Here is a 24,101-nt window from a genome sequence, read left to right as displayed (position 1 = left end):
ATGGGATGGATTAAAGTCGTGGGAATAGGTCCCGGTGATATAAATGACATGACTCTTAAAGCCTACAATGCCTTAAAAGAATGTGATGTAGTTGTAGGATATACTACTTATATCAATCTTATTAAGCCTTTAATTGAAGACAAAGAGGTAATCTCATCAGGGATGAGAAAAGAAGTTGATAGATGTAAAAAAGCTGTTGAGTTGGCTTTACAGGGTAAAAATATATGCATTGTTTCCAGCGGTGATGCAGGCATATATGGCATGGCAGGGCTTATGTATGAGGTTGTCCATAAAGAAAACATAGATTTAGAAATAGAAGTAATACCGGGGGTAACTGCTTTAAATTCTGCGGCAGCCATACTGGGAGCGCCTGTAATGCAGGACTTTGCGGTGATAAGCCTTTCAGACCATTTGATACCTTGGCAGGTGATAGAAAAAAGGCTGGAACTTTCATCACAAGCTGATTTTATAATTGTCCTCTACAACCCTAAAAGCAAAGAAAGACCGGAAAACCTTATAAAAGCACAGAAAATTATTATGAAATATAAAAAAGGCGACATCCCTGTTGGGATAGTAAAAAATGCCTCAAGAGAAGGGCAAGAGACAGTAATTACTACATTAAAAGAGATGGCAAATCATGAAATTGATATGAGGACAATTATAATAATAGGAAATGAAAGCACTTATGTGCGAAATGGCAAAATGATAACGCCGAGGGGATATATTTTATGATACTGGTTTTAGCAGGTACAAAAGACGGAAGAGAGGTTGCAGAAAGATTAAAGCTTAAAGGTATGGAGGTTATAGCAAGTACAGTGACAGATTATGGTGCAAGCCTTTTTAGTGAGGGAATTAAAGTCCACAAAGGCGCACTGGGTGAAGTAAGCCTCATTGAGTTTATTTATAAAAACAACATAGACATTTTAGTTGATGCAACGCATCCTTTTGCAAAAGATGTAAGCATAAATGCTATAAATGCCTGTAACAAAACTGGCATCAAGTATATAAGGTATGAAAGAAAAAGCCTTTATTACGATAATGCCATTGTAGTTGAAAATTTCGAAGAAGCAGCTGAGAAATGCAAAGAATACCACAGCATTTTTTTGACTGTAGGCAGTAAAAACCTCGAAAAATTTAAGTTTCTCTGGGAAATGGGGAAAAAGGTGACGGCAAGAGTGCTGCCTTTAAGTAGTGTCATAAAAAAGTGTGAAGATTTAGGATTAAAACCAAAAGATATAATAGCGATGGAGGGCCCTTTTACCAAAGAGCTTAATTATCAAATGTTTAAAGAAAGGAATGCGGAAGTAATTGTGACAAAAGACAGTGGCATTGTGGGAGGAGTTTTGCAGAAGTTTGAAGCCGCTAAAATGCTCAATATACCTGTCATCCTTATAAAAAGGCCTGATATAAATTATCCTGTTGTAGTAACAGATGTTGACAGTCTCATAAAAGAGGTGACAAAAAGTGGACATAAACAATATTAAAATGGTGGGAATAGGCAAAGATGTTCCTTTAGAGTTGAGAGAAAAAATCTCTTTTAAGGATATTGAAGATGCTTTAATAAAATTAAAAGAATTGGGGTTGGAGGAGGTTGTAATACTTTCTACCTGTCACAGGAGTGAGATTTACTATTACTCACAAAAAATAAGTCCACAACAAGTAAAAAATTTTTTTATTAAATACTTTGATTTAAAAGAGGATTTTTTAACATACTTACACCAAGTTTGCGGACTTGAGGCAGTAGAACATATTTTTAGAGTTGCCTGTGGACTTGAATCTATGGTAGTAGGTGAAGACCAAATACTGTCACAGGTGAAGGAGGCTATAAACACTGCGCAGGTCTTTAATTCTGCCGGAAAGATACTTTTTAAACTCTTTAGAGATGCAGTAACTCTCGGCAAAAGAGCCCGTGCCGATACTGGCATAAAAGATTTAGCTTTATCGATAAGCTATATTGCAGTTAAATTTGTTCAGGAGGTTTTTAATGACATAGCAGGCAAAAAAGCTTTTGTGATAGGTCTTGGTGAGATGGGGCAAAAAGCCATAATAAATCTTATAGATAAAGGTGCTGATGTATTTGTCACAAACAGGACTTTTTCAAAAGCTATTGAACTAAAGGAGCAAGTTCCTGAGATACACATTGTGCCTTATGAACAAAAATATCAGTACATTGCCAGTAGTGATATTGTAATAAGTGCTACAAACGCACCTCACTACACAGTGGATTATGATAAATTCAAGCAAGCATATAACGGTAGAAAAATTTGTATGGTGGATATAGCTCTTCCAAGGGATATAGACCCGAGGATAGGACAACTAGAAGGGGTGAGCCTTTATACTATTGACGATTTAAAGAGGACGGCGGAGGAAAACAAAAAAGAGAGACTTTCCCTTATCGGAGTAATTGAAAAAATGGTGAAAGAGGAAGTTAAAGAATTTGACAAATGGTACAAAACCCTTGAAATAGAGCCTTATATAAAAGAAGTAAGTAGATATGCCTATGAAGTTTATAATGCAGAATATAAAAGGATTATAAATAAATTGACTAATGCATCTGAAAAAGACAAGGAAAATATAAAAATCGCTTTAAAAAGAGTTGCGAACAAAATGGCTAATAAAATGATAATGCACCTTAAAAGTAACGCCTATTAAAAGGATGATGGAGGTAAATGATGAAAAAAGTTATAAGAGTTGGGACAAGGTCAAGCGAATTGGCTTTAAAGCAAACTGAAATGGTTATAAATGAAATAAAAAAGTTTAGGCAGGATTTTGAATTTGAAATAGTAAGGATCACTACACAAGGAGATAAATTAATTGACAAACCTGTAAACGAAATAGGCGGTAAAGGAGTTTTTGTAAAAGAAATAGAAAGTGCATTGTTAAAAGGCGAAATTGACATGGCAGTCCACAGCATGAAGGACATGCCTTATGAAATACCTGAAAAGCTCAAACTCATGGCAGTTTTAAAAAGAGAAGACCCAAAAGATGTGTTTATTTCAAGAGATGGGACGCGATTTATGAATTTAAAAAAAGGGGCTAAAATTGGGACCAGCAGTTTAAGAAGGCAAGTGCAGCTTAAAGCTTTAAGGCCAGATATAGAAATTGTTTCAATAAGAGGGAATATAAAGACGAGACTCAAAAAAATGGAGGAATTAAACCTTGATGGCATTGTTTTGGCAGCGGCGGGTTTGCACAGGTTAGGATTTGAGAATGTTATTACTGAGTATTTTCCACCTGATGTAGTTGTGCCGGCACCCTGTCAGGGAATTCTTGCAGTAGAAATTGCGGAAAATTTTGAGGATATCTTTCAAGAGTTTTATTCACACATTGTTGACGTAAAAACGCTTTTTGAAGCTTCTGTTGAAAGAAAACTTTTAAAAACCTTTGGATTAGATTGCAGACAGCCTTTTGGTGCCTATGCCCAATATGGAAAAGAGAATGATGGAGAAAAAATAAACATAAAAATTGCTTATCAAAAAGAGAATAAACTTTTAAAAGGTGAAGTGACTGGTTTAATTGAAGAAACCGATAAAATGATAGAAAAGCTTATTGAGGAATTTGGAGGTATATGATGTCAGGGATTGTATATTTGATCGGAGCAGGACCTGGAGATATTGGGCTTTTAACATTGAGAGCAGTCGAACTAATAAAAAATGCAGATGTGCTGGTGTATGACAGGCTCATTAATGAAGATATTTTAAAAATGGCAAAAAAGGATGCAGAGCTTATTGATGTTGGAAAGTTTCCGGATAATCACAAAGTACCTCAAAGTAAAATAAATGAAATAATTGCGAAAAAGGCCCTTTCTGGCAAAAAAGTAGCAAGAATTAAAGGAGGAGACCCTTTTGTATTCGGAAGAGGTGGCGAAGAATCGGAATATCTTACACAAAAAAGAATACCTTATGAGGTAGTGCCAGGCATAACATCTGCAGTGGCTGTCCTATCCTATGCAGGAATTCCTGTAACCCATAGAGATTTAAGTTCGTCATTTCACGTAATAACGGGTCATGAATGGAAAGGGAAAGATAAAAAACTCGATTGGGAGGTCATATCAAAACTCGATGGGACACTTGTATTTCTCATGGGGATAAAAAATATAGAAAAAATTGTGAAAAAACTTCTCAATTACGGCAAAGACCCTCATACACCGGCAGCAGTAATAATGGAAGGTACTACTCCAAACCAAAAAGTTGTGACTGCAAAACTCATTGATATTTCAAGTCTTGTACGAAAAGAAGGAATAAAAAATCCGGGAGTTTTTGCTGTAGGAGATGTTGTAACATTAAGGGACAGATTAAAATGGTATGAAAACAAAAAGCTTTTTGGGAAAAGGATTTTGCTTACAAGGACCTATGAACAATCACAGCAGATGAAAAAAATTTTGAGTGAAGAGGGAGCAGATGTTGTTGTTTGTCCTACTATTAAAATCACGCCGTTTTTAAATAATATAGTAAAGTTTTTAGAAGAAATACATAAATTCGATTATGCTGTATTTACAAGTGTAAATGACGTTTGGAGTTTTATTGAAGCTTCCCGAGAAAAAAGGGTTGATTTAAGAAATTTAAGAATTAAAGTAGTAGCGATAGGAAGTAAAACTGCGGAAGCTTTAGAAAATATTTTTATATATCCAGATATAATTCCTGAGGAGTACACCTCATACTCTTTAGCAAATGCACTTAAAAAACATGTTGAAGGAAAAAACATAGCGCTTTTGACTTCTCAGATAGGCGGGGATATATTAATGGAAAGTCTAGGAAATTGTGCTAACGTACAAAAAATTGTCGCATATAAAAATGAACCAAATTATGAAATAAAGGAAAAGCTTATAAGTGAACTCCGCAAAGGAATAGATATTGCTGTATTTACAAGTTCCTCTACCTTTAATTATATGCATCAATTAATAGGAGACGAAATAAATCTTCTAAAAAACTCTAAAATAGCTGCAATAGGACCTGTAACAAAGAAAGCTATAGAGGATAAAGGATTTAATGTAGACATAATGCCAAGTGAATACACAACGGAAAAACTTATTGAAGAAATATTAAAAAACTATCAAAACCAATAGAAAGAGGAGATAAAATGGATTTGGTAAAAAGGCCAAGAAGGCTTAGGATGAACAGTATTTTAAGGGAGATGATACGAGAAACTTCTTTAGATGTTGGTGACCTTATATATCCTCTTTTTGTTGTGCCAGGAGATAATATAAAAGAAGAGATAGATTCAATGCCGGGTGTTTACCATTTTTCTATAGATTTGCTTGTAGAAGAAGTTAAAGAAGTGCGTGACCTTGGAATTCCTGCTATTTTACTTTTTGGTGTGCCTTCATATAAAGATGAATTAGGGTCAGAGGCTTATAGTGAGGAAGGCATCGTTCAAAAAGCGGTGAGAGAAATAAAAGAAAAAGTGCCTGAAATTGTGGTAATAACAGATGTGTGTATGTGTGGGTATACAATTCATGGTCACTGTGGAATTGTTGAAAATGGACAAGTTGTAAATGACAAAACGATAGATTACATTGCTAAAATAGCCTTGTCCCATGTGGAAGCAGGAGCGGATATTGTAGCGCCTTCTGACATGATGGATGGAAGAGTAGCTGCCATAAGAAAGCTTTTAGATAGTAAAGGATTTGTAAATACACCTATTATGGCTTACAGTGCTAAATACGCTTCCTCTTTTTATGGACCTTTTAGAGAAGCAGCTAATTCCGCCCCACAATTTGGCGACAGAAAGTCTTATCAAATGGACTATGGGAACTCCAATGAAGCCTTAAGAGAAATAGCTCTTGACATTGAAGAAGGAGCAGATATTGTCATGGTAAAGCCGGCACTTTCTTATCTTGATATTATAAGGCGGGTAAAAGATAATTTTAACATTCCTATTGCTGCTTACAATGTAAGTGGAGAATATTCAATGATGAAGGCGGCAGCTAAGATGGGTTGGATTGATGAAAAATCGGTAGTCTTAGAAATACTCACTTCAATTAAAAGGGCAGGGGCAGACATAGTTATAACCTACTTTGCAAAGGATGTTGCAAAATGGCTTATTACCCTATAATGCTTAATATAAAAAACAAAAAATGCCTTGTTGTAGGGGGTGGCAAAGTTGCTCTTAGAAAAATTTTATCTCTTGTTGAAGGAGAAGCTTTAGTTACTGCCATTTCTCCTTCTTTTGATGAGGAAATACTTAAGCTTTCAGCAAAAGAAAAGGTGGAACTTATAAGACGTGAGTACCAACAAGGGGATGTAAGGGGATTTTTTGTTGCGATTGCTGCTACAGATGATGAGAAGGTAAATAAACTTGTGGCGTCAGATGGAGAAAAATACAATGTGCTTGTAAATGTGATTGATGATAAAGACCTTTCTTCTTTTATTGTGCCTTCCACTGTAAAAAGGGGAGACTTAATTATCTCTATATCTACAAGTGGCAAAAGTCCACTTCTTTCGAGAATGATAAAAGAAAAGTTGAAGTCAATTTTCAATGATGACTATGAAAAACTATTACAAAAGCTATACCAGAAGAGGATAGAATTAAAAGACAAAGGCTTCACTGAGGAAGAAAAAATGGCTATTTACAGAAAAATTATTGAGAAAAGCGGGCTGTTAAGAGGTGATTCTGTGAAAACTGATAAATCACAAAAGCTTTTTGGAAAGGCTAAAAAACTTATGCCGGGTGGTGTTAATAGTCCCGTAAGGGCTTTTAAGTCAGTAAGAGCTACTCCCGTTTTTATAAAAAAGGGACAAGGAAGTCATATTTGGGATGAGGATGGCAATGAATACATAGACTACGTCCTTTCATGGGGACCACTGATACTGGGACATGCTCATCCACAAGTAGTAGAAGCTATTAAGAAACAGGCAGAACTGGGAACCAGTTTTGGAGCCTGCACAGAGTTAGAAGTTAAGATGGCGGAAAAAGTAATTGAGGCTGTTCCATCTGTAGAAGTTGTCAGAATGGTAAATTCAGGAACAGAAGCCACTATGAGTGCTATAAGATTGGCAAGAGGATATACGGAAAGAGACATCATTGTAAAATTTGAAGGATGTTATCACGGACATTCTGACAGCCTGCTTATAAAAGCAGGGTCAGGTGCACTTACTTTCGGAATGCCTGATTCAAAAGGTGTGACAAAAGAGGTAGCAAAGGATACAATTATAGCGAGATATAATGACATCAAAATGGTAGAAGATATTTTCAAAATATATGGTGAAAATATCGCTGCTGTAATTGTAGAGCCTGTTGCCGGAAATATGGGTACTGTTTTACCTGAGGAGAAATTTTTAAAAGGATTAAGAGAGATTACTACAAAGTATGGAGCACTTTTAATTTTTGATGAAGTGATGACAGGCTTTAGAGTATCTTATTCAGGGGCACAAGGACTTTACAGTGTTATACCTGACATTACTACACTTGGGAAAATCATTGGAGGTGGGCTTCCTGTTGGTGCCTATGGAGGAAGAGAGGAGATAATGAGGTTGGTTTCTCCTGATGGGCCTGTGTACCAAGCAGGGACTTTGTCTGGAAATCCTCTTGCAATGGCAGCAGGGTTTGAGACTCTAAAAATTTTATCTGAGGACCCTGCCCTTTATGAAGAATTAGATAAAAAAGCAGAAAAACTATGTAATGGGTTAAAAGAGAGCATGGTTCAAAATGGAATTGATGTTACAATAAATAGAGTAGGCAGCATGATGTGTATGTTTTTTACGAAAGATGAAGTAAAAGACTATGACTCTGCTTTAAAATCAAACACTGCTTTGTATGCTGCATATTTTAGAGAAATGCTAAAAAGGGGTGTGTACTTGCCGCCTTCTCAATTTGAGACCTTCTTTTTATCAATAGCTCACACAGAGGAGGATATTGAAAAAACAATTGAGGCCAGTTTTGAAGCTGCAAAAATTATAAGTAAGCAATACAGGGACATTTCTATTCATTGACAAACTATTTATAAAATGATATGCTTTATTTAAAGGAAGAATTGAATAACATGCAAATACAGGTGCCTAATTTTGAAATCAAAATTGGGTTAAAAGGGAAGCAGGTGAAAGTCCTGCACGGTCCCGCCACTGTGATGGTGAGCTCTTTACATTATGCCACTGCCCGTCACTCAGCGGAGCACGAATTTAACAATTATATTTCGTATAAAAACATGCTCCGCTGAGTGACGGGTGGGAAGGCGTAAAGAGCGATGAACCTAAGTCAGGAGACCTGCCTGTATTTGTGTCACACTTACTCTACGGTCGAGAGAGGGGGTGTTAGAAAGGGATACATATGTGTTTTTTAACCTCTTAACGCCGTTGGTAAGTTAAGAGGTTTTATTTTTGCTTAAATTTTATAAAAAAGAGGTGTTTGGTGTGAAAAAATGGATGTTGTTAACAGCATTTGCATTGCTTTTAATAGCGCCGCAAATTGCCTATTCTATGCACATAATGGAAGGGTTTCTTCCTCTTAAGTGGTGCATAATATGGGATGCAGCTTCTTTGCCTTTTGTGGTTGTGGGACTTATAACGATAAACAAAAAGGTAAAGGAAAATCCAAAGCTTAAAATGCTTTTGGGTTTTGCAGGTGCTTTTGCCTTTGTGCTTTCAGCCTTGAAAATCCCATCAGTTACGGGAAGTTGTTCGCATCCAACCGGTGTAGGGCTTGGAGCTATACTTTTTGGACCTTTTGCTATGAGCGTTTTAGGCCTTATAGTGCTTTTGTTTCAGGCACTGCTTTTGGCCCATGGCGGCATAACAACTTTGGGTGCTAATACATTTTCCATGGCTATAGTAGGGCCAATTGCTTCCTATTATATATTTAAAGGAATAAAAAAAGCAGGGGGGCCAAATTGGCTTGCAGTATTTTTGGCTGCCTCAATTGGGGATTTGCTTACATATGTGACGACATCCTTCCAATTGGCTATTGCTTTTCCTGCTGAAGTAGGTGGTTTTACAGCCTCATTTTTAAAATTCATGGGGATATTTGCAGTGACACAGGTACCTTTGGCAATAAGTGAGGGACTTTTAACTGTGCTTGTAATCAATATGCTATCTGCCTACAGCAAAGAGGAACTCATTGAGCTTAACGTTTTAGAGGAAGAAGGTAAGGTAGTATGAAGGATAAAAAGTTTTTAATGAAAAATTTGATATTAGGCTTGTTGGTCATTTTGCTGATTGTGTTTCCTCTTGTTACTATTAAAAACGCTGAATTTGCTGGTACAGATGACAGGGCGACAGAGGCTATTGCTCAGGTAGACAAAAATTACAAGCCATGGTTTGAACCAATTTGGGAGCCACCAAGCGGAGAAATTGCAAGCCTTTTGTTTGCCTTACAGGCTGCAATTGGTGCAGGCTTTTTGGGATATTACATAGGCCTTGTGAAGGGGAGGAAAAATGCTAATAGATAGTTACTCTTACACAAACAGGATGTACAATGTACATCCTGTTGAAAAACTTTTATTTGCCTTTTTGACAATGATTTTATGTTTTAAATTTGATGCCTATACAAATATTGCAGTAATTATTTTGATGTTTGTGGTAACTGTATTTAAAGCGAAAATTCCAGCAAAAGTGTATATTAAACTTATGTTAATTCCTTATTCTTTTCTCATAATAAGCATATTGACACTTGTAATAAATGTTGTAGAGGATAAAAGTATTGCATTAGTAAGTTTTAATATTTTTGGAATAACCTTAGGGATTACCGCAAAAGGAGTTAGCACTGCTATTATTTTATTCTTCAGAGCTTTAGCAGTGGTCTCTTGCTTATATTTTCTTGCTCTTACTACTCCTGTAGTTGACATCATAAATGTCTTAAAGAAATTTAAATTTCCATCATTATTTTTGGAGCTGCTTCAGCTTATTTATCGATTTATATTTGTTTTAATACAAGCAGCCGATGATATCTACATATCTCAGGATTCAAGACTGGGATATGCCACATTAAAAAATAGTTATAGGTCTTTAGGCTTTTTGATATCTTCTCTTTTTATTAAGTCTTACAAAGATTCACAGGATTTATATGTGGCTTTAGAAGCAAGGGGTTATAACGGAGAACTAAAAGTCATCGGTAAAGATTACAAATTTTGTTATAAAAATATAATATTTATTATTTTGATAGAACTAATTTTAATAAGCATATCAATGCTTTTAAGGAGGTGAACTATGAAAAAGCAATTTATATTAGAAGCGATAGATGTTACTTTTGAGTACAGCGACGGTACAAAAGCTTTAGATGGCGTAAATATATCGATAGAGAAGGGTAAAAAGACTGCAGTTTTAGGTCCAAACGGTGTAGGTAAAACAACACTGTTTTTGCACTTCAATGGAATTTTGAAACCTAAATCAGGAAAAATATTGTATAACGGGGAAGAAATAAAATACAATCGTACCGAACTTACCAAACTCAGAAAGAATGTGGGTATTGTTTTTCAAAATCCTGACATACAGCTTTTTTCTGCCAGTGTATACCAAGAGATTTCTTTTGGACCTATGAATTTGGGTTATCCAGAAAATATAGTAAAAGAAAAAGTGGAAAAAGCTATGAAACAAATGAGAATTATTGATTTAAAAGACAAGCCCACTCATTTTTTAAGCTATGGACAGAAAAAAAGCGTCTCAATAGCTGATATCATAGCTATGGAGCCTGAAGTCATTATACTGGATGAGCCAACGGTTTATTTAGATCCTAAGCATGTACAAGAAATCATGGGTTTGTTTGACAAATTAGCTGAAGAGGAAAAGACAATCATTTTATCAACTCATGATGTGGACTTTGCTTATTCATGGGCTGACTATATATATGTCATGAGGAAGGGAAAAGTTGTTGCAAAAGGCGAACCAGCAGTTGTTTTTACTAACGAAAAAGAACTCGATTGGAGTGATTTGAGAAAGCCTATGCTTTTGGAAATATATGAAATTTTAAAAGAAAAAGGAATTATGAATGGAAGTAATATACCAAAAAATATAGAGGAATTAAAAAAATGTATAAAATAAAAAGCTGCTGAAAACTCAGCAGCTTAAAACTATTCATTTTTACTTTCTTTTTGTCCTTGAGGGAAAAATTGATGTAGAATATCCAAAGATAGAGGGAAAACTACTATGTTTGACCTGTCATTAGCTATTTCTCTTAAAGTTTGAAGATACCTAAGTTGCAGAGAAACGGGTTGTGAGGCTATGATGCGGGCAGCTTCAGCAAGTTTTGCAGCTGCTTGATATTCTCCATCAGCGTTTATAATTTTAGCGCGGCGTTCCCTTTCTGCTTCTGCTTGTGCTGCCATAGCCCTTTGCATGCTTTGTGGTAGTTCTACATCCCTTATTTCCACAAGATTCACTTTTACTCCCCATGGCTCTGTTCCCTCATCTATAATCTCGCGGAGCCTTTTGTTTATTTCTTCTCTGTGAGATAATAATTCGTCTAAGTCAGACTGACCTAAAACGCTTCTTAGTGTAGTTTGTGCCAGCTGAGATGTTGCTCTTATGTGGTCCAAAACTTTTATAACAGCGTTGGCAGGGTCTATTACTCTGAAGTATACTACTGCATTTACTTTAACAGTAACGTTGTCTCTTGTAATTGCCTCTTGTGTTGGTACTTCCATTGTTATGACTCTCAAATCTACTTTTTGCATTCTCTCTATTATAGGAATCAAGAAAAATATTCCTGGTCCCCTTACACCTACGTAGCGCCCAAGACGAAAAATTACGCCCCTTTCGTATTCCTGTACTATTCTAATGGATGCGGAAATTAAACTTATAAGGATTATTAATAAAGTGAATAAAAATGCAAAACTCTCAATCATTTTTTTTACTGCCTCCCTCTTTTATTTTTTCAACTTTAACTGTCAAACCCTCTACTGCTGTAATGACCACCTTTTCGCCTTTTGCAATATACTCTTTAGATTCTGCCTGCCACCTTTCTCCTTCTACCAAGACTATGCCATTTGGATTAATATCACTTACTGCAATACCTATTTCACCAATTAGACCTTCTACTCCTGTGACTACTTTTTTCTTTTGAGCTTTTATAACAGCAGCTAAGAGGAAAGAAACAAAAGCTGCCATGAAAAAGGCTGTTGCGAAAACTACTCCTTTGTTTATAGTGAGTCCCATTTGGTTTCCACTAAATAACATTAAAGAGCCAAGTACGAAGGAAGTTATACCGCCCACTGCTAAAATGCCATGGCTTACCACAAAGGCCTCAGATGCCAAAAGCACAAGCCCTAATATGACAAGAAGCATTCCACTTAATTGAGCATTTAATGTTCCAAGTGTGTAAAGGCCTAAAAGTAAGCTTATTCCTCCTGCCACACCGGGAAAGATAGCCCCAGGATGATAAAGCTCCAATACAATGCCCAAGATACCAGCGCTCATGAGAAGATAAGCAATATTTGGATCGCTTATTGCAAAGAGAAATTTTTGAGCTGAAGACATTGGGAAGTATTTGATTGGACCATCAGTTTGCAAAGTTGTAGTTGTGCCGTCAAAATTTTTGACTGTAAGGCCGTTTATTTTTTTTAGAAGGTCGTTTAAATTAGTAGCTTTAAAATCGATTAAATGGGCATTTAATGCTTCTGTGTCAGTAAAAGATTTGCTTTCAATAACTGCCATTTCAGCATTTTTGGGGTCTCTCCCTCTGTTTTCTGCGATGCTTCTTATCCAAGCAGCAGCGTCATGAGTGATTTTTTGCTTTTGTACATCTGATAAAGCAGTGTCGTCTTCCATTGACACAGGATGGGCAGCGCCTATTCTACTTCCAGGAGCCATTGCAGCGACATTTGCTGAAAGGGTTATGAAAGTGCCAGCAGAGCCCGCCCAAGCTCCTGCGGGGGAGACATATACTACAAGAGGAATAGGAGAATTTAGTATTTGTGTGACGATTTTTTGAGTAGTAGAATACAAACCGCCAGGAGTAGAAAGTTCTATGACTATACAACTTGCACCATTTTTTTCTGCTTCCTGCAAGCCACTTTCAATGTAATCTGCGACAACTGGTACAATAGGGCCATCAATGGATAGTACATAAACGGGGCTTTGAGTCGGAGCCGCTTTTAAAGAAGAAAGTGGCAGGATGACAAAAATTAACAAGATTATAAATAGTAAAATTTTCCTTAATTTAAACACTTTTTGTTCCCCCCTTTAATAACATTTTAACATAACTGAAAAATTTTATATAGTATTTTGTGTGATTGACAGAAATTTTTTTGAAAGATTTACGCCACAGGAAATAGATTTAGCTATTAAGTTGGCGCCAAGATCTGTAATAACTTCTACGCTTATAAATAATACACTTTCGTGGATTTTTATCGTATTAGCTCTTTATGCTATAATCAAATGGGTATTTAGAGGAAAAGCGGATGTAGCACAATTATTTTCAATTACTGGTTATGCCTATACTCCTGTTTTAATATATTTTCTAATATGCTTTATTGCATCCTTTTTTACGGGACAACTTTATGTGAATATGTCTTTAGCTATATTTATCCCTTCGTTAAAAGGAACTACAATATATGGCTTTTTGAGAAGTATTGATCCCTTCATGGTGTGGCAGTTTGTTATAATAGCTATAGGAATAAAAATGTCAAGTGGAATGAAGAAGAACGATGTTTATTGGGTTACAGTTTTTGCGTTTCTTGTGACGGTGTTTGTGAATATTGATTATTATAAACTGCTGGATTGATATGCAAGAAATGACAGGAGGAAAGCTCGAAATCACTGACAAAAGCCCTATTTTTACGCAGCATGCTAACAAATTTATCCTTAGGGGTGAAGAAACTTAAATGAAAAATAAGAGAAAGGTAGAAGTTATTGATTATCAATCAGATTGGAAGAAAAAATTTGAAGATGAAGCAGAAATATTAAGGGAAATATTGAAAGATATAATCGTTGATATTCACCATATTGGTAGTACAGCTATTCCGGATATAAAAGCTAAACCGATAATTGATATTTTAATTGAGGTTAAAGAAATAGATAAAGTAGACCAATTTAATGACAAGCTAATTCAACAGGGTTATATTCCTTTAGGAGAAAACGGAATCTCGAATCGGAGATTTTTCATAAAAGGGGATGAAATTGATCGTACACATCATGTTCATATTTTTCAAACTGGAAATCCCGAAATTGCACGTCATATTCGATTTAGGGATTATCTAATAAATCATCCAGATGAGGCAAAAGCCTATTCTGACTTGAAAGATGAATTAGCCAAAAAGTATCCCTATAATATTGAGGAATATATTAAAGGGAAGGATCACTTTATCAAAGAGATTGATCAAAAGGTAATGAAAGAACAATAGACAAGGGGATGGTCCCTTGTCTATCATTTTTATAATATTTCTTCTAAGGTTTTTTTAATTTCAATGAGGAAACTTTCTGTATTTACGACAGTTTTATTTGGCAAGTCAGAAAGCATAGCTAAGTCTTTTGTCATTATCCCCTTTTCAATTGTCTGAAGGGATGCTTTTTCAAGTTTATCTGCGAAATTTACAAGGTCTTCTATTCCGTCAAGTTCTCCTCTCTTTTTCAAAGCACCTGTCCATGCGAAAATTGTAGCAATAGAATTTGTAGAAGTTTCTTCTCCTTTAAGGTATTTATAATAATGTCTTGTAACTGTTCCATGAGCCGCTTCAAATTCGTATTTACCATCAGGAGATACCAGTACAGAAGTCATCATGGCAAGGCTTCCAAAGGCTGTTGCCACCATATCTGACATCACATCGCCGTCATAGTTTTTGCATGCCCAAATCATTCCGCCTTCAGACCTTACAATTCGAGCTACGGCATCGTCAATAAGGGTATAGAAATATTTAATTCCTGCTTCCTCAAATTTTTCTTTATATTCATTTTCATATATTTCCTGGAATATGTCTTTAAATCTGTGGTCGTATATTTTTGATATGGTGTCTTTGGTCGCAAACCACAAATCCTGCTTTGTGTCTAAGGCATAGTTAAAACATGCTCTTGCAAAACTCTTTATCGATTCATCAGTGTTGTGCATACCGAGGATAACTCCAGGGCCTTCAAATTCATGTATTGTCTGCTTTGTCACTTCACCACTTTTTGATACGAAAACAAGTTCTGCTTTTCCTTTATTTTCGACTCGGTATTCCACATCTTTATAAATGTCTCCATAGGCATGCCTTGCAATTGTAATGGGTTTTTTCCATGTTTTTACGAGAGGTTTGATACTTTCTATAATAATAGGTGTGCGAAAAACTGTTCCGTCAAGTATTGCTCTGATTGTACCATTAGGGCTTTTCCACATTTTTTTAAGGTTGTATTCTTTGACCCTTTCTGCATTTGGAGTGATTGTGGCGCATTTTACGCCGACTCCGTACTTTTTTATTGCGTATGCTGCATCAACTGTTACTTGATCTTCTGTTTTATCTCTATTTTTGATGCCCAAATCGTAATATTCTGTCTTTAAATCTACATAAGGTTCTAAGAGTATTTCCTTTATTAACTTCCATATGATTCTTGTCATCTCATCTCCGTCCATTTCTACAATAGGGATTTTCATTTGAATTTTTCCTATCATTTTTTTCTCTCCTTTGTCTAAAATATAACAATAAATTTTTTAAAATTTGTTATTGCGAATTTTTATCATAACTTGATTTTATTATATAGAATATGAGGCTTTTTTGCAATATCTATTAATTGAGCTTTCACAACTTGACCTAAATACAGTAGTTATTTATTATAACACGTCAAGTAGAAATTTAAGTCCAGTTTGCTAAATGGTTATGGTTTTATATTTGTAAAATATTAGGCGAAAAATGCATTTTCGTTCCCCAAAATGACACTTTCGTTCCAAATTTCACAAATTTTGCTCTAAATATTGTATAATATTAAAAAATGGTTCGATCTTTTTGGGGGTATAAAAAATGAATTTTTTATGTCCGCAAGAGGAACTAAGTTTTTCATATAAACAATGTATAGAAATTGGTATTGACCCTTCAATAATTTTCCCATTGATTTTATTAAATCAAGAAGATTTGCAAAAGAGAATACATATAAATAAAGAACTCATAGAAGCTTTTCATATGAGTGTAGAAGAGGAGTGGGTAAAAGGTGAGTATCTATTTTTGCTTACTGATATTGAAGGATATTTGTTGGATGTAAAATGCAGCACAAAAGAGAAAAAGTGTATAAAAGATTCAGGCTTTGAACCGGGGGTATCCTTTAGAGAAGAAAGCTGTGGGACAAATGCGATTTCAATGGCAATGCGATTAAAGAGGGTAGTGTATGTAAGACCTCAGGAACACTACTGTGACATATTCAAAAAATGGCACTGCATTGCTTCACCTATAATGGTAGGAAATGGGGAAATAGTAGGCTATGTGGATATATCAACTATTGATAAAAAGATTGCGGATGAAGTATCAATGGTAATAAAACTGCTGGCTGAGAAAATAGCAGTTGAATATGAAAAGATATTGAAAGAAAAAGAGATAAATGAGATAAAGATAAAATTAAATGACAGCCAGACAAAAATACTGGCATTAGAGGCAAAGGGATACAAAAAATTAGACATAGCAGAAGCTCTGGGAATAGAGGTTGTGACTGTGAAATATCACAAAAGAAAAATAGTAGAAAAACTTGGGGTAAAAAATATCAAAGAGGCAGTAATAAAGGCAATTAAGTTGGGATTGGTAGATGTGGATTAAAATTTGAGATTATACTTTTGTATAGTTTTTTTGCTTATTTATGTAAACCTTAACTGGAAATGTAATAAAAACTATACTAAAGTATAGTAGACATTGAGAAAAATGTATATTATAATAGCTGTAGAAAAGTTTGGTAGATCAAGAAGGATATAAACAATAATATGGTTTTTGTGGCTCTAATAAAACGTTATGTACCACTCTAATAAGTGTTTAGGTTATTTAACTTAGTGTCAATTTTAATAGAGGTAGAGTCCATGGAAATAAACTCACCTGAGATAATGCTCATATTTTTGAGGATATTAACCTGATTTTGAAAGATAGTGGTTAAATAATCATGAGAGAAACTCATTAATAAAACGGCGTAAAGTCCAATAAGAAGGAAGAGGTTTAAAAATATTGAAGCCACAAAGATAAGCAATGATAAGATTATTGCGGAGATAATCTAAAAGGTCAGAAATTGTACTGAATCTTAAAGGTTAATAGCAATAAAAGTTCTAAACATTGCATAATGAGAATAACCATTACGGCTAGGACTAGAGGAAGGGGATTCAAGTATTGAAGATAGATTGAGATTTCTAAACATAGAAGAATAAAAGTCTATTTTAGACTGAAAAGTAAAGAGTTCAGGTATATTTAAAAGTAATTGAAGCTGGTACATGTAAGATTTCCTCCTCCTTAAAAATATTTTCATGCTGTGTATATGATAATTCGACAAATGTTAGGGGAAATCCTACGTAAAAGATAAAAAATTCAAGAGTGATAGGAAAAAAGTATATCTGTAGAATGGCTTAAATGAAGGCTTTTGAATTTTGCACAAATCTAATATCAGAAAAGATAGGAGCATTCCTGTAATGAATAAAAAATAGTGGAGAATGGACTTTGAAAAAATAAGTACCTCCTGATAAAATACAGAGTGTAAGTTCTAGAACTTACCTCGAATTATCAAAATAAACAGGAGGTACCTAAAATGAAGTATACACAAAATGAAAAGATTTTGCAAGTAACAGAAGACACATTAATTGCGGGAGTAGACATAGCAAAAGAAAGCCATTATGCCAGAGCATTTGACTACAGAGGAGTAGAATATGGGAAATACCTAAGATTTGAAAACAATAGAGAAGGTATGACAGAATTTCTTAAATGGGCAAAAGACTTGATAGAGAGACATAAGAAAAACAAACTAATAGTAGGGATGGAACCGACAGGACAATATTGGTTATGTTTTGCCCAATACCTTAAAGACAATAACATAAAGGTAGTATTGGTTAATCCATTTCATGTAAAGAGGAGCAAAGAATTAGATGACAATTCTCCCACAAAAAGCGATAGAAAAGACCCCAAAACAATAGTAATGCTAGTAAAAGACGGTAGATATGTAGAGCCGACAATAACTGAAGGAGTATATGCAGAATTAAGGGTAGCGATGGACATAAAAGACAGGTTGAACAAACAAATAGGGATGACAAAAAATCAAATAACAAGATGGATGGACATATACTTTCCGGAGTTTAACACCGTATTTTCAGACTGGGAAGGGAAAGCAGCACTTATCACATTAAGAGAAATTCCAACACCTGAGAAGATAGCAGAAAAAAGCACTAGAGAAATCCTATCGATATGGAAGAAAGAAGTGCAAAGAGGGGTAGGAGAAAAAAGGGCTATAAAGCTGATAGAAACTGCTAAGGAGAGTGTAGGGAAGAAGCAGGGCATAAAGATGGCAGAATACGAGATAAAGACTCTCACAAAACAGATACAAAAACTAGGAGGATTAAACCTAGTAGGAAATAGCTCTGGTAAGTATAAAGGAGAAACGACAATAAGTAAAAGAGGGAGGAAGCGATTGAGGAGAGTACTATTTAATGCAGTAATGGCCTTGGTTGCAAAAAACGAAGAGTTTCGTGAACTTCACAAATATTACACTACCAGAGCGCAAAACCCGCTAAAAAAGAAGCAATCACTAATAGTATTGTGCAACAAACTGATAAGGGTATTTTATGTCATATTAAAAAAAGGAGTAATATATGACCCAATCAAGATGATGAAGGACATAAAGAGGCCAGCCTTACAGGAAGCTGCATAAAAAGTGCTAACATACTATACTAGAATTTATATTTTTTGCTCCCATATTACAGTTATTATGTTATATAACAGTTAAATACCCGCAAGCAATGGGTAAAAAACGAATTTTTCATGGTATATATGATATCATAGGGGGTATTATTATATTGTTTTTTAATATTTTACTACTTCTAATTGCAATAAAAGAACATTGAATTTTAGAAAATTTTATAAATTATGGATTTGCTGTTATTATTTCACTTTTTACTTAAATAAAAAATATCAGAAAGGATGGGAGGTGAGAAAATTGGCATATGTAAAACCTACAATTCAAACATTAGGTTCCCAAAACGTAAGTTTAAATGGGGAAACACAACCGACAGGGATTTGGTACAATAATGTAGCTGTATACACAGAATATATTCTGGCAGGTTATGCTGTAGCAGTAGCCGCAGTAGCAGTAAGTGTGATTGATGTTGTTCCACTTTCATCTCAAGACAAAAACTAAAAAGTTTTTTATTTTGAATGAGGAGAGTAAAATTTTATATGTTTCTCCCTTTTTCTTTTTTTAAATTTATATTAAAATCAAACAAAAATTTCAGTATAAGAAAGGAGAAAAATTTTATGCGAGCAATAAATTTTTTGGGCAAAAATAACTGGTTATTTGCTGTTTTCACATTTATCATAAACATCATTTTTTATAAGGCATTGCCACAGACAGTTGTTATTCAGTGGCACTTTGATGGTAGTATTTCAAATACTGCATCTAAAACAACATTTGTTTTTATACTTCCCTTAATACAAATATTATTTTATGGATATGTGAAACTCAAGACAAAAGGGAAAGATGCGACTCTTTATACTGACTTATATTCTATATTTGTTAATCTGCTTGCATTGATTGTTGATATAGTAATCATCTTAATAAATTTAAAAATTTTCTAATAAGGAGCTGTATTTTTTATGCTTATTTTAGAGGATGTATCAAAGACATACTATGGATGTGGTAAAAAGGCTGTAGATTCATTGAATCTTGATGTACATGAAGGTGAAATTTTTGGTTTTCTTGGTCCAAATGGCTCAGGGAAAACCACCACTGTAAAAATTATTACTGGTATATTAAAACCCGATAAGGGTAAAGTTTTGGTTAATGGATATGACGTAATTAAAGAACCTCTTAAAGCAAAAGAAAAAATTGGATATGTACCAGATAATCCAGATATATTTAGTAAACTTACAGGATTAGAGTTTTTAAGGTTTATATCAGATATATATAAAATAGATAGCAAAATTAGAAAATCAAACATTGAAAAATATGGTAAGATACTGGAGATTTATGATGTCCTAAATATGAAAATAGAGAGCTATTCGCATGGAATGAAACAAAAATTATTGATTTTAGGAGCACTTATTCATGAACCAGAGCTTTTAATTATGGACGAACCAGTAATTGGGCTGGATACAAAAGCAATCAAAAATTTAAAAGAGATTATGAGAAGTTTAGCCCAGCAAGCTAAAACAGTATTTATCACGACACACATTATGCAGATGGCAGAGGAGATATGTGATAGAATTGCAATTATAAAAAATGGTAGGATACTTTATACAGGGACTATTAATGAGTTAAAAATTAGGGGAAATGATGAAAAAGATTTAGAAAAAATTTTCCTGGAGATGATTGGATCATGAAGCAATTATGGACTTTATTAAAATATAATTATAAGTCCTTATATGGATTTCATGGATTTAAGTATTCATGGAAGTATGAAAAAGAAAAACTGTATTTAAACTTTTTTATATATGGGCTGCTTTTATTCTTATTTTATAATATATTTAAGGCGTATATACAAATTAACGAATTTCTCTTTTACAATTTAAGTTTAACAGGGGAACAAAATTTAATGATAGAGGGCCTTTTAAATTTTACATTTCTATTATTGCTAACGTTTGGCTTAGCGGGTTCATACATTTCAACAGTGAGCAATAGTAGAGAGAATAATTATATAATGACTTTACCACTAAAACCATGGCAAATTTTGCTTAGCAGATTTATTCCAGCATATGTATTTCAATTATTGCTTTCACTATTTGTACTTATGCCAGTATTCATTATTATTGGTATATCTTATAACGAGTCTTTTTTGTATTATGTTTTTGCTTTTATAATAACGGTGCTAATTCCAGTGTTTCCAATGGTATTGCAATTTTTTGTTTTTGTATTAATACAAAGGGCAGGATATTTTTTTGATAAAAGGGGGGTTGCTAATATAACTGCTCTTGTAACAAATATTGTATTTATAATTTTACTTAGAGAAATTACAGGGATGCAAAATTACATTAAAATAAATAAAAATACAAGTTTAAGTATTATAAAAGATAAACTCTTCCGATTAATAGATCTTTCAAACATATTTTATCCAGTAAATATGGCTTATAAGGTTATTACAGAAAAAGGGATAATTTCTTTTAAATATTTATTAATCTTCATGTTCATTTCATTGATAGGTCTTATTCTTATTTTGGAGTTATTATCAAGCAGTTTAGTTTATATAATATCCCGCAGTAACGAGATAAGTAACAAGAATAAACAAAAAGTTTATAATACAGAAGGGTTGTTCATTAAAACTCAGAGTAAGGTTATGGCATTGTTACAGAGGGACATAAAACTTTTTTATCGTGATTCAACATTTGTTATTTATGGATTTGCTATGACATTAATTATTCCATTTTTTTTGTTTTATTCTTTTTATTCAGGTATGCCAGAGTTACCGAGAGTAGTTTCTAATATAGAAAAAGATTTAAATGCAAAATATTTTATTACACTGCTTACAGCTTTAGGATATATCTTGGTCGGGGGCTCTAATATGATAGCATCAACTGCTTTATCACGAGAAGGAAATATATTTTATTATCTCAAATCATTGCCAATAGATCCTCAAGAATACATTAAAGCAAAACTTCTACATTGTAATATTTTAAGCATTATATTTGGTATACTTGCGTGTTTTTGTAGTTTTTTTGTAACAGAATTGAGCTTGATTTATCTTGTACTTGCTTTTATGATAGGATTTTTTATATTAAACATTTATTTTATCATAGGATTATTTTGCGAGTTTTGTATACCAATGTTAAATTGGGAGAATCCAAGGGTGGTGGTGAGGCAAAATATCAATGTATTTATATCTATGGTTTTATTGATTTTATTTGTGATTTTGTCAATTAATGTGGGAACCAAAATATCAAAGCTTACCATCTACATGCCTTATATTGCTATTGGATTAGGAATAATTACTTTTGCTTTTTATAAATTTTTGATTTATTTTGGAACTAAAAGATATTATGAAATTAGTTAGTACAAAATCTTATATTTGATTTGGAGGTTGACTATGGAAAAAGAGGAGTATAAACATATATATTCAGTACTAAAGCCTTACTTAATAAAGGAGGTAATAGGATTTTTTATAATAATCTTATCGACGATTATATCTTTATTGAATCCGTATATCATTAAATTGATCATAGATGTAGCAATAGCAAAAAAGGATACATATAATTTAGTAAAATATACAACAGTTTTTACTGGTGTTTATGCGTTAGGAGTTATCTTAAACATTATTCAATCTTACATTTTTACATATATTGGAGAAAAAGTATTATATGATTTAAGATTGAATTTATATAAAAGTGTTATGGATAAAGAAATTACTTTTTTTAACGAAAAACAAACAGGTGAAGTCATGTCAAGAATCCTAAACGAATTACCTGATGTTGTAAATTTATTTGTTGGGACATTTATAAATATAATTACACAGGTAGCGACATTGGTTATAGCGTTTACAATAATGTTTACTATAAATAAAGAGATAACGATAATCTCAATATTAGTAACTCCTCTTATTTATATTGTTTTGAGATATTATAATCCAATATTTAGAAACATAAATCTAGGATTCATGCAGATTAATTCAAAAATTAATAATGTATTACATGAGAATATTTCCAACATAAAAGTAATAAAATACTTGAATACATACAAATTTGCTCAAAGAAGATTTTCAATTGTGCTTCATGAATACATAAATAAAAGGTTTGATAGTATTTATATAAGTAGCATAAGCAATACATTACTCTCTTTTTTATTTTTTATTCCTTCCATAGTTTTGCTTTTATATGGTGGTTACCAAGTAATACTAGGGGAATTAACGATAGGGGGGCTTGTTGCATTATCTTCATATATTAATCAGTTATTTCAACCAATAAAATCGTTGTCAAATATAAATATTGAGTTACAAAAATCAAAAGTAGCATTAAAAAGATATTTTGAACTTATAGAAAAAAGTGAAAGTAAAAAAGATGATAATATAAAAATATCAAAAATAAAGAATGGTATCACGTTAAACAATGTAACTTTTTCATATCAAAAAGATACTAGTATAATCGAGAATTTAAGTTTGAAATTAGAAGTTGGTAAAACCATAAGGATTTTAGGACCTAATGGCAAAGGGAAAACAACGTTAATTGATATAATATGTGGCTTATTAACTCCCCAGTCTGGGATTATAAAATATGATGGTATAGATGTGAAAAATATTAATATATCTTCATTAAAAAGACTTATAGGAGTTGTACCACAAAATGTATCTCTATTTAGTGATACAATAAGGAATAATATTAAGATGGGGAGAGATATTGATGATGAAAAAATAATAGGCTTAGTTAAAAAACTTGGCTTTGATGATTTGATTAACGATAAAACTTTAAATCTTAACAGTATAATTACAAATAATGGAGATAACTTATCAGAAGGTCAAAAAAGAAAAATTACGATACTAAGAGCTTTGGCTCAAGATCCTCAAGTCATCATATTAGATGAAGCATTAACATTTTTGGATAATTACTCAAAAAATAATTTTTGCAAATACTTAAATAAAATCAAAGAAGATAGGATTATTGTAATGATCTCTCATGAAAATATACCGTATATTGATTTTGATATGGAACTATGGATTTAACCAATCACTAAGAGATTTAAACTCATCAAATTTACCTAGCTTAATAGTTGCAATATCAACAGTAAGCAAAGTAATATGGCCAAAAGTATTAAGGTTGCTGACAGAATTAATATTTCTGACATAAGCTTTTTCAAAATCTAGAGCTTTAAAGCGGGAATTATATCTTTCTGATTCAATCCTCAATTTATAGACAGCCTTAAAATATAGGGAGTCTCTATTAATAGAGGACCTATAATCAGAAGATATAATAGCATACTTAGTACAGCCTCTATGCTTTTTGCCATTAAAATATTTAGGATGCTGAATAGGGCAAGCAGAGTCATCTTTAGAATTGCAGAACTTGCAAACAAATTTTTGCTTAATAAAACCATCAAAATATTGCTTGCCGTCTT

The 24,101-nt window shown here is 33.4% G+C and carries 24 protein-coding genes, 2 pseudogenes and 1 riboswitch; of the genes and pseudogenes, 21 read left to right on the top strand and 5 right to left on the bottom strand.

From position 1 onward, the window contains the following. From cobJ to M663_RS0109740, 12 genes and pseudogenes are all read left to right on the top strand, one after another. Positions 1–732 carry a precorrin-3B C(17)-methyltransferase gene (gene cobJ / locus M663_RS0109790; RefSeq protein ID WP_029688782.1) on the top strand — a complete coding sequence of 244 codons (732 nt, stop codon included), beginning with the start codon at positions 1–3 and terminating at the stop codon, positions 730–732. Continuing rightward, positions 729–1,484, top strand: coding sequence for a precorrin-6A reductase (cobK, locus tag M663_RS0109785; protein WP_029688781.1), 756 nt, complete (start codon positions 729–731; stop codon positions 1,482–1,484). Before cobJ ends, cobK begins: the two co-directional genes overlap by 4 nt. Further along, entirely contained in the window at positions 1,465–2,652 is a 1,188-nt protein-coding gene (gene hemA, locus M663_RS0109780) for a glutamyl-tRNA reductase (protein ID WP_029688780.1), read from the top strand. The genes cobK and hemA overlap by 20 nt, the downstream gene beginning before the upstream one ends. 20 nt (positions 2,653–2,672) lie before the next feature. Next, entirely contained in the window at positions 2,673–3,572 is a 900-nt protein-coding gene (hemC, locus tag M663_RS0109775) for a hydroxymethylbilane synthase (RefSeq protein WP_029688779.1), read from the top strand. Then, a complete protein-coding gene (gene cobA / locus M663_RS0109770) occupies positions 3,572–5,065 on the top strand; it encodes a uroporphyrinogen-III C-methyltransferase (RefSeq protein ID WP_029688777.1) in 1,494 nt (497 codons plus the stop codon). Before hemC ends, cobA begins: the two co-directional genes overlap by 1 nt. A 14-nt stretch (positions 5,066–5,079) precedes the next feature. Continuing rightward, positions 5,080–6,054 carry a porphobilinogen synthase gene (gene hemB / locus M663_RS0109765; RefSeq protein WP_029688776.1) on the top strand — a complete coding sequence of 325 codons (975 nt, stop codon included), beginning with the start codon at positions 5,080–5,082 and terminating at the stop codon, positions 6,052–6,054. Next, a pseudogene (locus tag M663_RS15520) lies at positions 6,036–6,470 on the top strand (bifunctional precorrin-2 dehydrogenase/sirohydrochlorin ferrochelatase); the annotation flags it as partial. The gene hemB and the pseudogene M663_RS15520, both read left to right, overlap by 19 nt. 144 nt (positions 6,471–6,614) lie before the next feature. Beyond that, on the top strand, positions 6,615–7,931 hold the full coding sequence (hemL, locus tag M663_RS0109760) for a glutamate-1-semialdehyde 2,1-aminomutase (protein WP_029688775.1): 1,317 nt from the start codon (positions 6,615–6,617) through the stop codon (positions 7,929–7,931). Positions 7,932–7,974: 43 nt separating this feature from the next. Beyond that, positions 7,975–8,225: riboswitch (cobalamin riboswitch) on the top strand. Between the two features lie 123 nt (positions 8,226–8,348). Then, positions 8,349–9,092 carry an energy-coupling factor ABC transporter permease gene (locus M663_RS0109755; RefSeq protein WP_029688774.1) on the top strand — a complete coding sequence of 248 codons (744 nt, stop codon included), beginning with the start codon at positions 8,349–8,351 and terminating at the stop codon, positions 9,090–9,092. Further along, positions 9,089–9,382, top strand: coding sequence for an energy-coupling factor ABC transporter substrate-binding protein (locus tag M663_RS0109750; RefSeq protein ID WP_029688773.1), 294 nt, complete (start codon positions 9,089–9,091; stop codon positions 9,380–9,382). The genes M663_RS0109755 and M663_RS0109750 overlap by 4 nt, the downstream gene beginning before the upstream one ends. Continuing rightward, positions 9,369–10,136, top strand: a complete 768-nt coding sequence (gene cbiQ, locus M663_RS0109745) for a cobalt ECF transporter T component CbiQ (RefSeq protein WP_029688772.1) — start codon at positions 9,369–9,371, stop codon at positions 10,134–10,136. Before M663_RS0109750 ends, cbiQ begins: the two co-directional genes overlap by 14 nt. 3 nt (positions 10,137–10,139) lie before the next feature. Next, entirely contained in the window at positions 10,140–10,970 is an 831-nt protein-coding gene (locus M663_RS0109740) for an ATP-binding cassette domain-containing protein (protein ID WP_009051828.1), read from the top strand. 29 nt (positions 10,971–10,999) lie between these two features. Here the strand turns inward: M663_RS0109740 and M663_RS0109735 are convergent, their stop codons facing one another. Beyond that, positions 11,000–11,773 (bottom strand): slipin family protein, encoded by a 774-nt coding sequence (locus tag M663_RS0109735; protein ID WP_006569198.1) that lies wholly within the window; start codon positions 11,771–11,773, stop codon positions 11,000–11,002. Continuing rightward, complete coding sequence (locus M663_RS0109730; protein ID WP_029688770.1) at positions 11,766–13,094, bottom strand: nodulation protein NfeD; 1,329 nt, start codon at positions 13,092–13,094, stop codon at positions 11,766–11,768. Before M663_RS0109730 ends, M663_RS0109735 begins: the two co-directional genes overlap by 8 nt. A 61-nt stretch (positions 13,095–13,155) precedes the next feature. Here M663_RS0109730 and M663_RS0109725 point away from each other — a divergent pair, with 61 nt between their 5' ends. After that, a complete protein-coding gene (locus M663_RS0109725) occupies positions 13,156–13,650 on the top strand; it encodes a YIP1 family protein (RefSeq protein WP_029688769.1) in 495 nt (164 codons plus the stop codon). 100 nt (positions 13,651–13,750) lie between these two features. Continuing rightward, positions 13,751–14,269: a GrpB family protein gene (locus tag M663_RS0109715; RefSeq protein WP_029688768.1), complete on the top strand. Its 519-nt coding sequence runs from the start codon at positions 13,751–13,753 to the stop codon at positions 14,267–14,269. Positions 14,270–14,298: 29 nt separating this feature from the next. Here the strand turns inward: M663_RS0109715 and M663_RS0109710 are convergent, their stop codons facing one another. Beyond that, positions 14,299–15,510 carry an NADP-dependent isocitrate dehydrogenase gene (locus tag M663_RS0109710; RefSeq protein ID WP_029688767.1) on the bottom strand — a complete coding sequence of 404 codons (1,212 nt, stop codon included), beginning with the start codon at positions 15,508–15,510 and terminating at the stop codon, positions 14,299–14,301. Positions 15,511–15,856: 346 nt separating this feature from the next. On the opposite strand from M663_RS0109710, the gene M663_RS0109705 reads away from it, so the two are divergent. Beyond that, entirely contained in the window at positions 15,857–16,639 is a 783-nt protein-coding gene (locus M663_RS0109705; protein ID WP_029688766.1) for a LuxR C-terminal-related transcriptional regulator, read from the top strand. A gap of 214 nt (positions 16,640–16,853) precedes the next feature. Here M663_RS0109705 and M663_RS15515 read toward each other — a convergent pair. Continuing rightward, positions 16,854–17,297: pseudogene (locus M663_RS15515) on the bottom strand (transposase); the annotation flags it as partial. A 309-nt stretch (positions 17,298–17,606) separates the two neighbouring features. On the opposite strand from M663_RS15515, the gene M663_RS0109695 reads away from it, so the two are divergent. The 6 genes from M663_RS0109695 to M663_RS0109670 all read left to right on the top strand — a co-directional run bounded on the left by M663_RS0109695 (position 17,607) and on the right by M663_RS0109670 (position 23,709). Next, positions 17,607–18,719, top strand: coding sequence for an IS110 family transposase (locus M663_RS0109695; RefSeq protein ID WP_029688764.1), 1,113 nt, complete (start codon positions 17,607–17,609; stop codon positions 18,717–18,719). Between the two features lie 285 nt (positions 18,720–19,004). Further along, positions 19,005–19,205: a hypothetical protein gene (locus M663_RS0109690; RefSeq protein WP_029688763.1), complete on the top strand. Its 201-nt coding sequence runs from the start codon at positions 19,005–19,007 to the stop codon at positions 19,203–19,205. 116 nt (positions 19,206–19,321) lie between these two features. Continuing rightward, positions 19,322–19,642, top strand: a complete 321-nt coding sequence (locus tag M663_RS0109685; RefSeq protein ID WP_029688762.1) for a DUF1648 domain-containing protein — start codon at positions 19,322–19,324, stop codon at positions 19,640–19,642. 18 nt (positions 19,643–19,660) lie between these two features. Continuing rightward, positions 19,661–20,386: an ABC transporter ATP-binding protein gene (locus M663_RS0109680; RefSeq protein WP_029688761.1), complete on the top strand. Its 726-nt coding sequence runs from the start codon at positions 19,661–19,663 to the stop codon at positions 20,384–20,386. Then, complete coding sequence (locus M663_RS0109675; protein WP_029688760.1) at positions 20,383–22,050, top strand: ABC transporter permease; 1,668 nt, start codon at positions 20,383–20,385, stop codon at positions 22,048–22,050. Before M663_RS0109680 ends, M663_RS0109675 begins: the two co-directional genes overlap by 4 nt. A 33-nt stretch (positions 22,051–22,083) precedes the next feature. Continuing rightward, entirely contained in the window at positions 22,084–23,709 is a 1,626-nt protein-coding gene (locus M663_RS0109670; RefSeq protein ID WP_029688759.1) for an ABC transporter ATP-binding protein, read from the top strand. On the opposite strand, the gene M663_RS0109665 is transcribed toward M663_RS0109670, so the two are convergent. After that, positions 23,698–24,101, bottom strand: a 404-nt coding sequence (locus M663_RS0109665) for a hypothetical protein (RefSeq protein WP_029688758.1), incomplete at its 5' end; no start/stop codon positions are given. The two genes, M663_RS0109670 and M663_RS0109665, sit on opposite strands and share 12 nt — an antisense overlap.

It is taken from the genome of Thermoanaerobacter sp. A7A (assembly GCF_000445185.1).
GTDB lineage: Bacteria > Bacillota > Thermoanaerobacteria > Thermoanaerobacterales > Thermoanaerobacteraceae > Thermoanaerobacter.
Note: the sequence above shows the minus strand (reverse complement) of the source record. Positions and strands in the feature narration are given on the sequence as shown.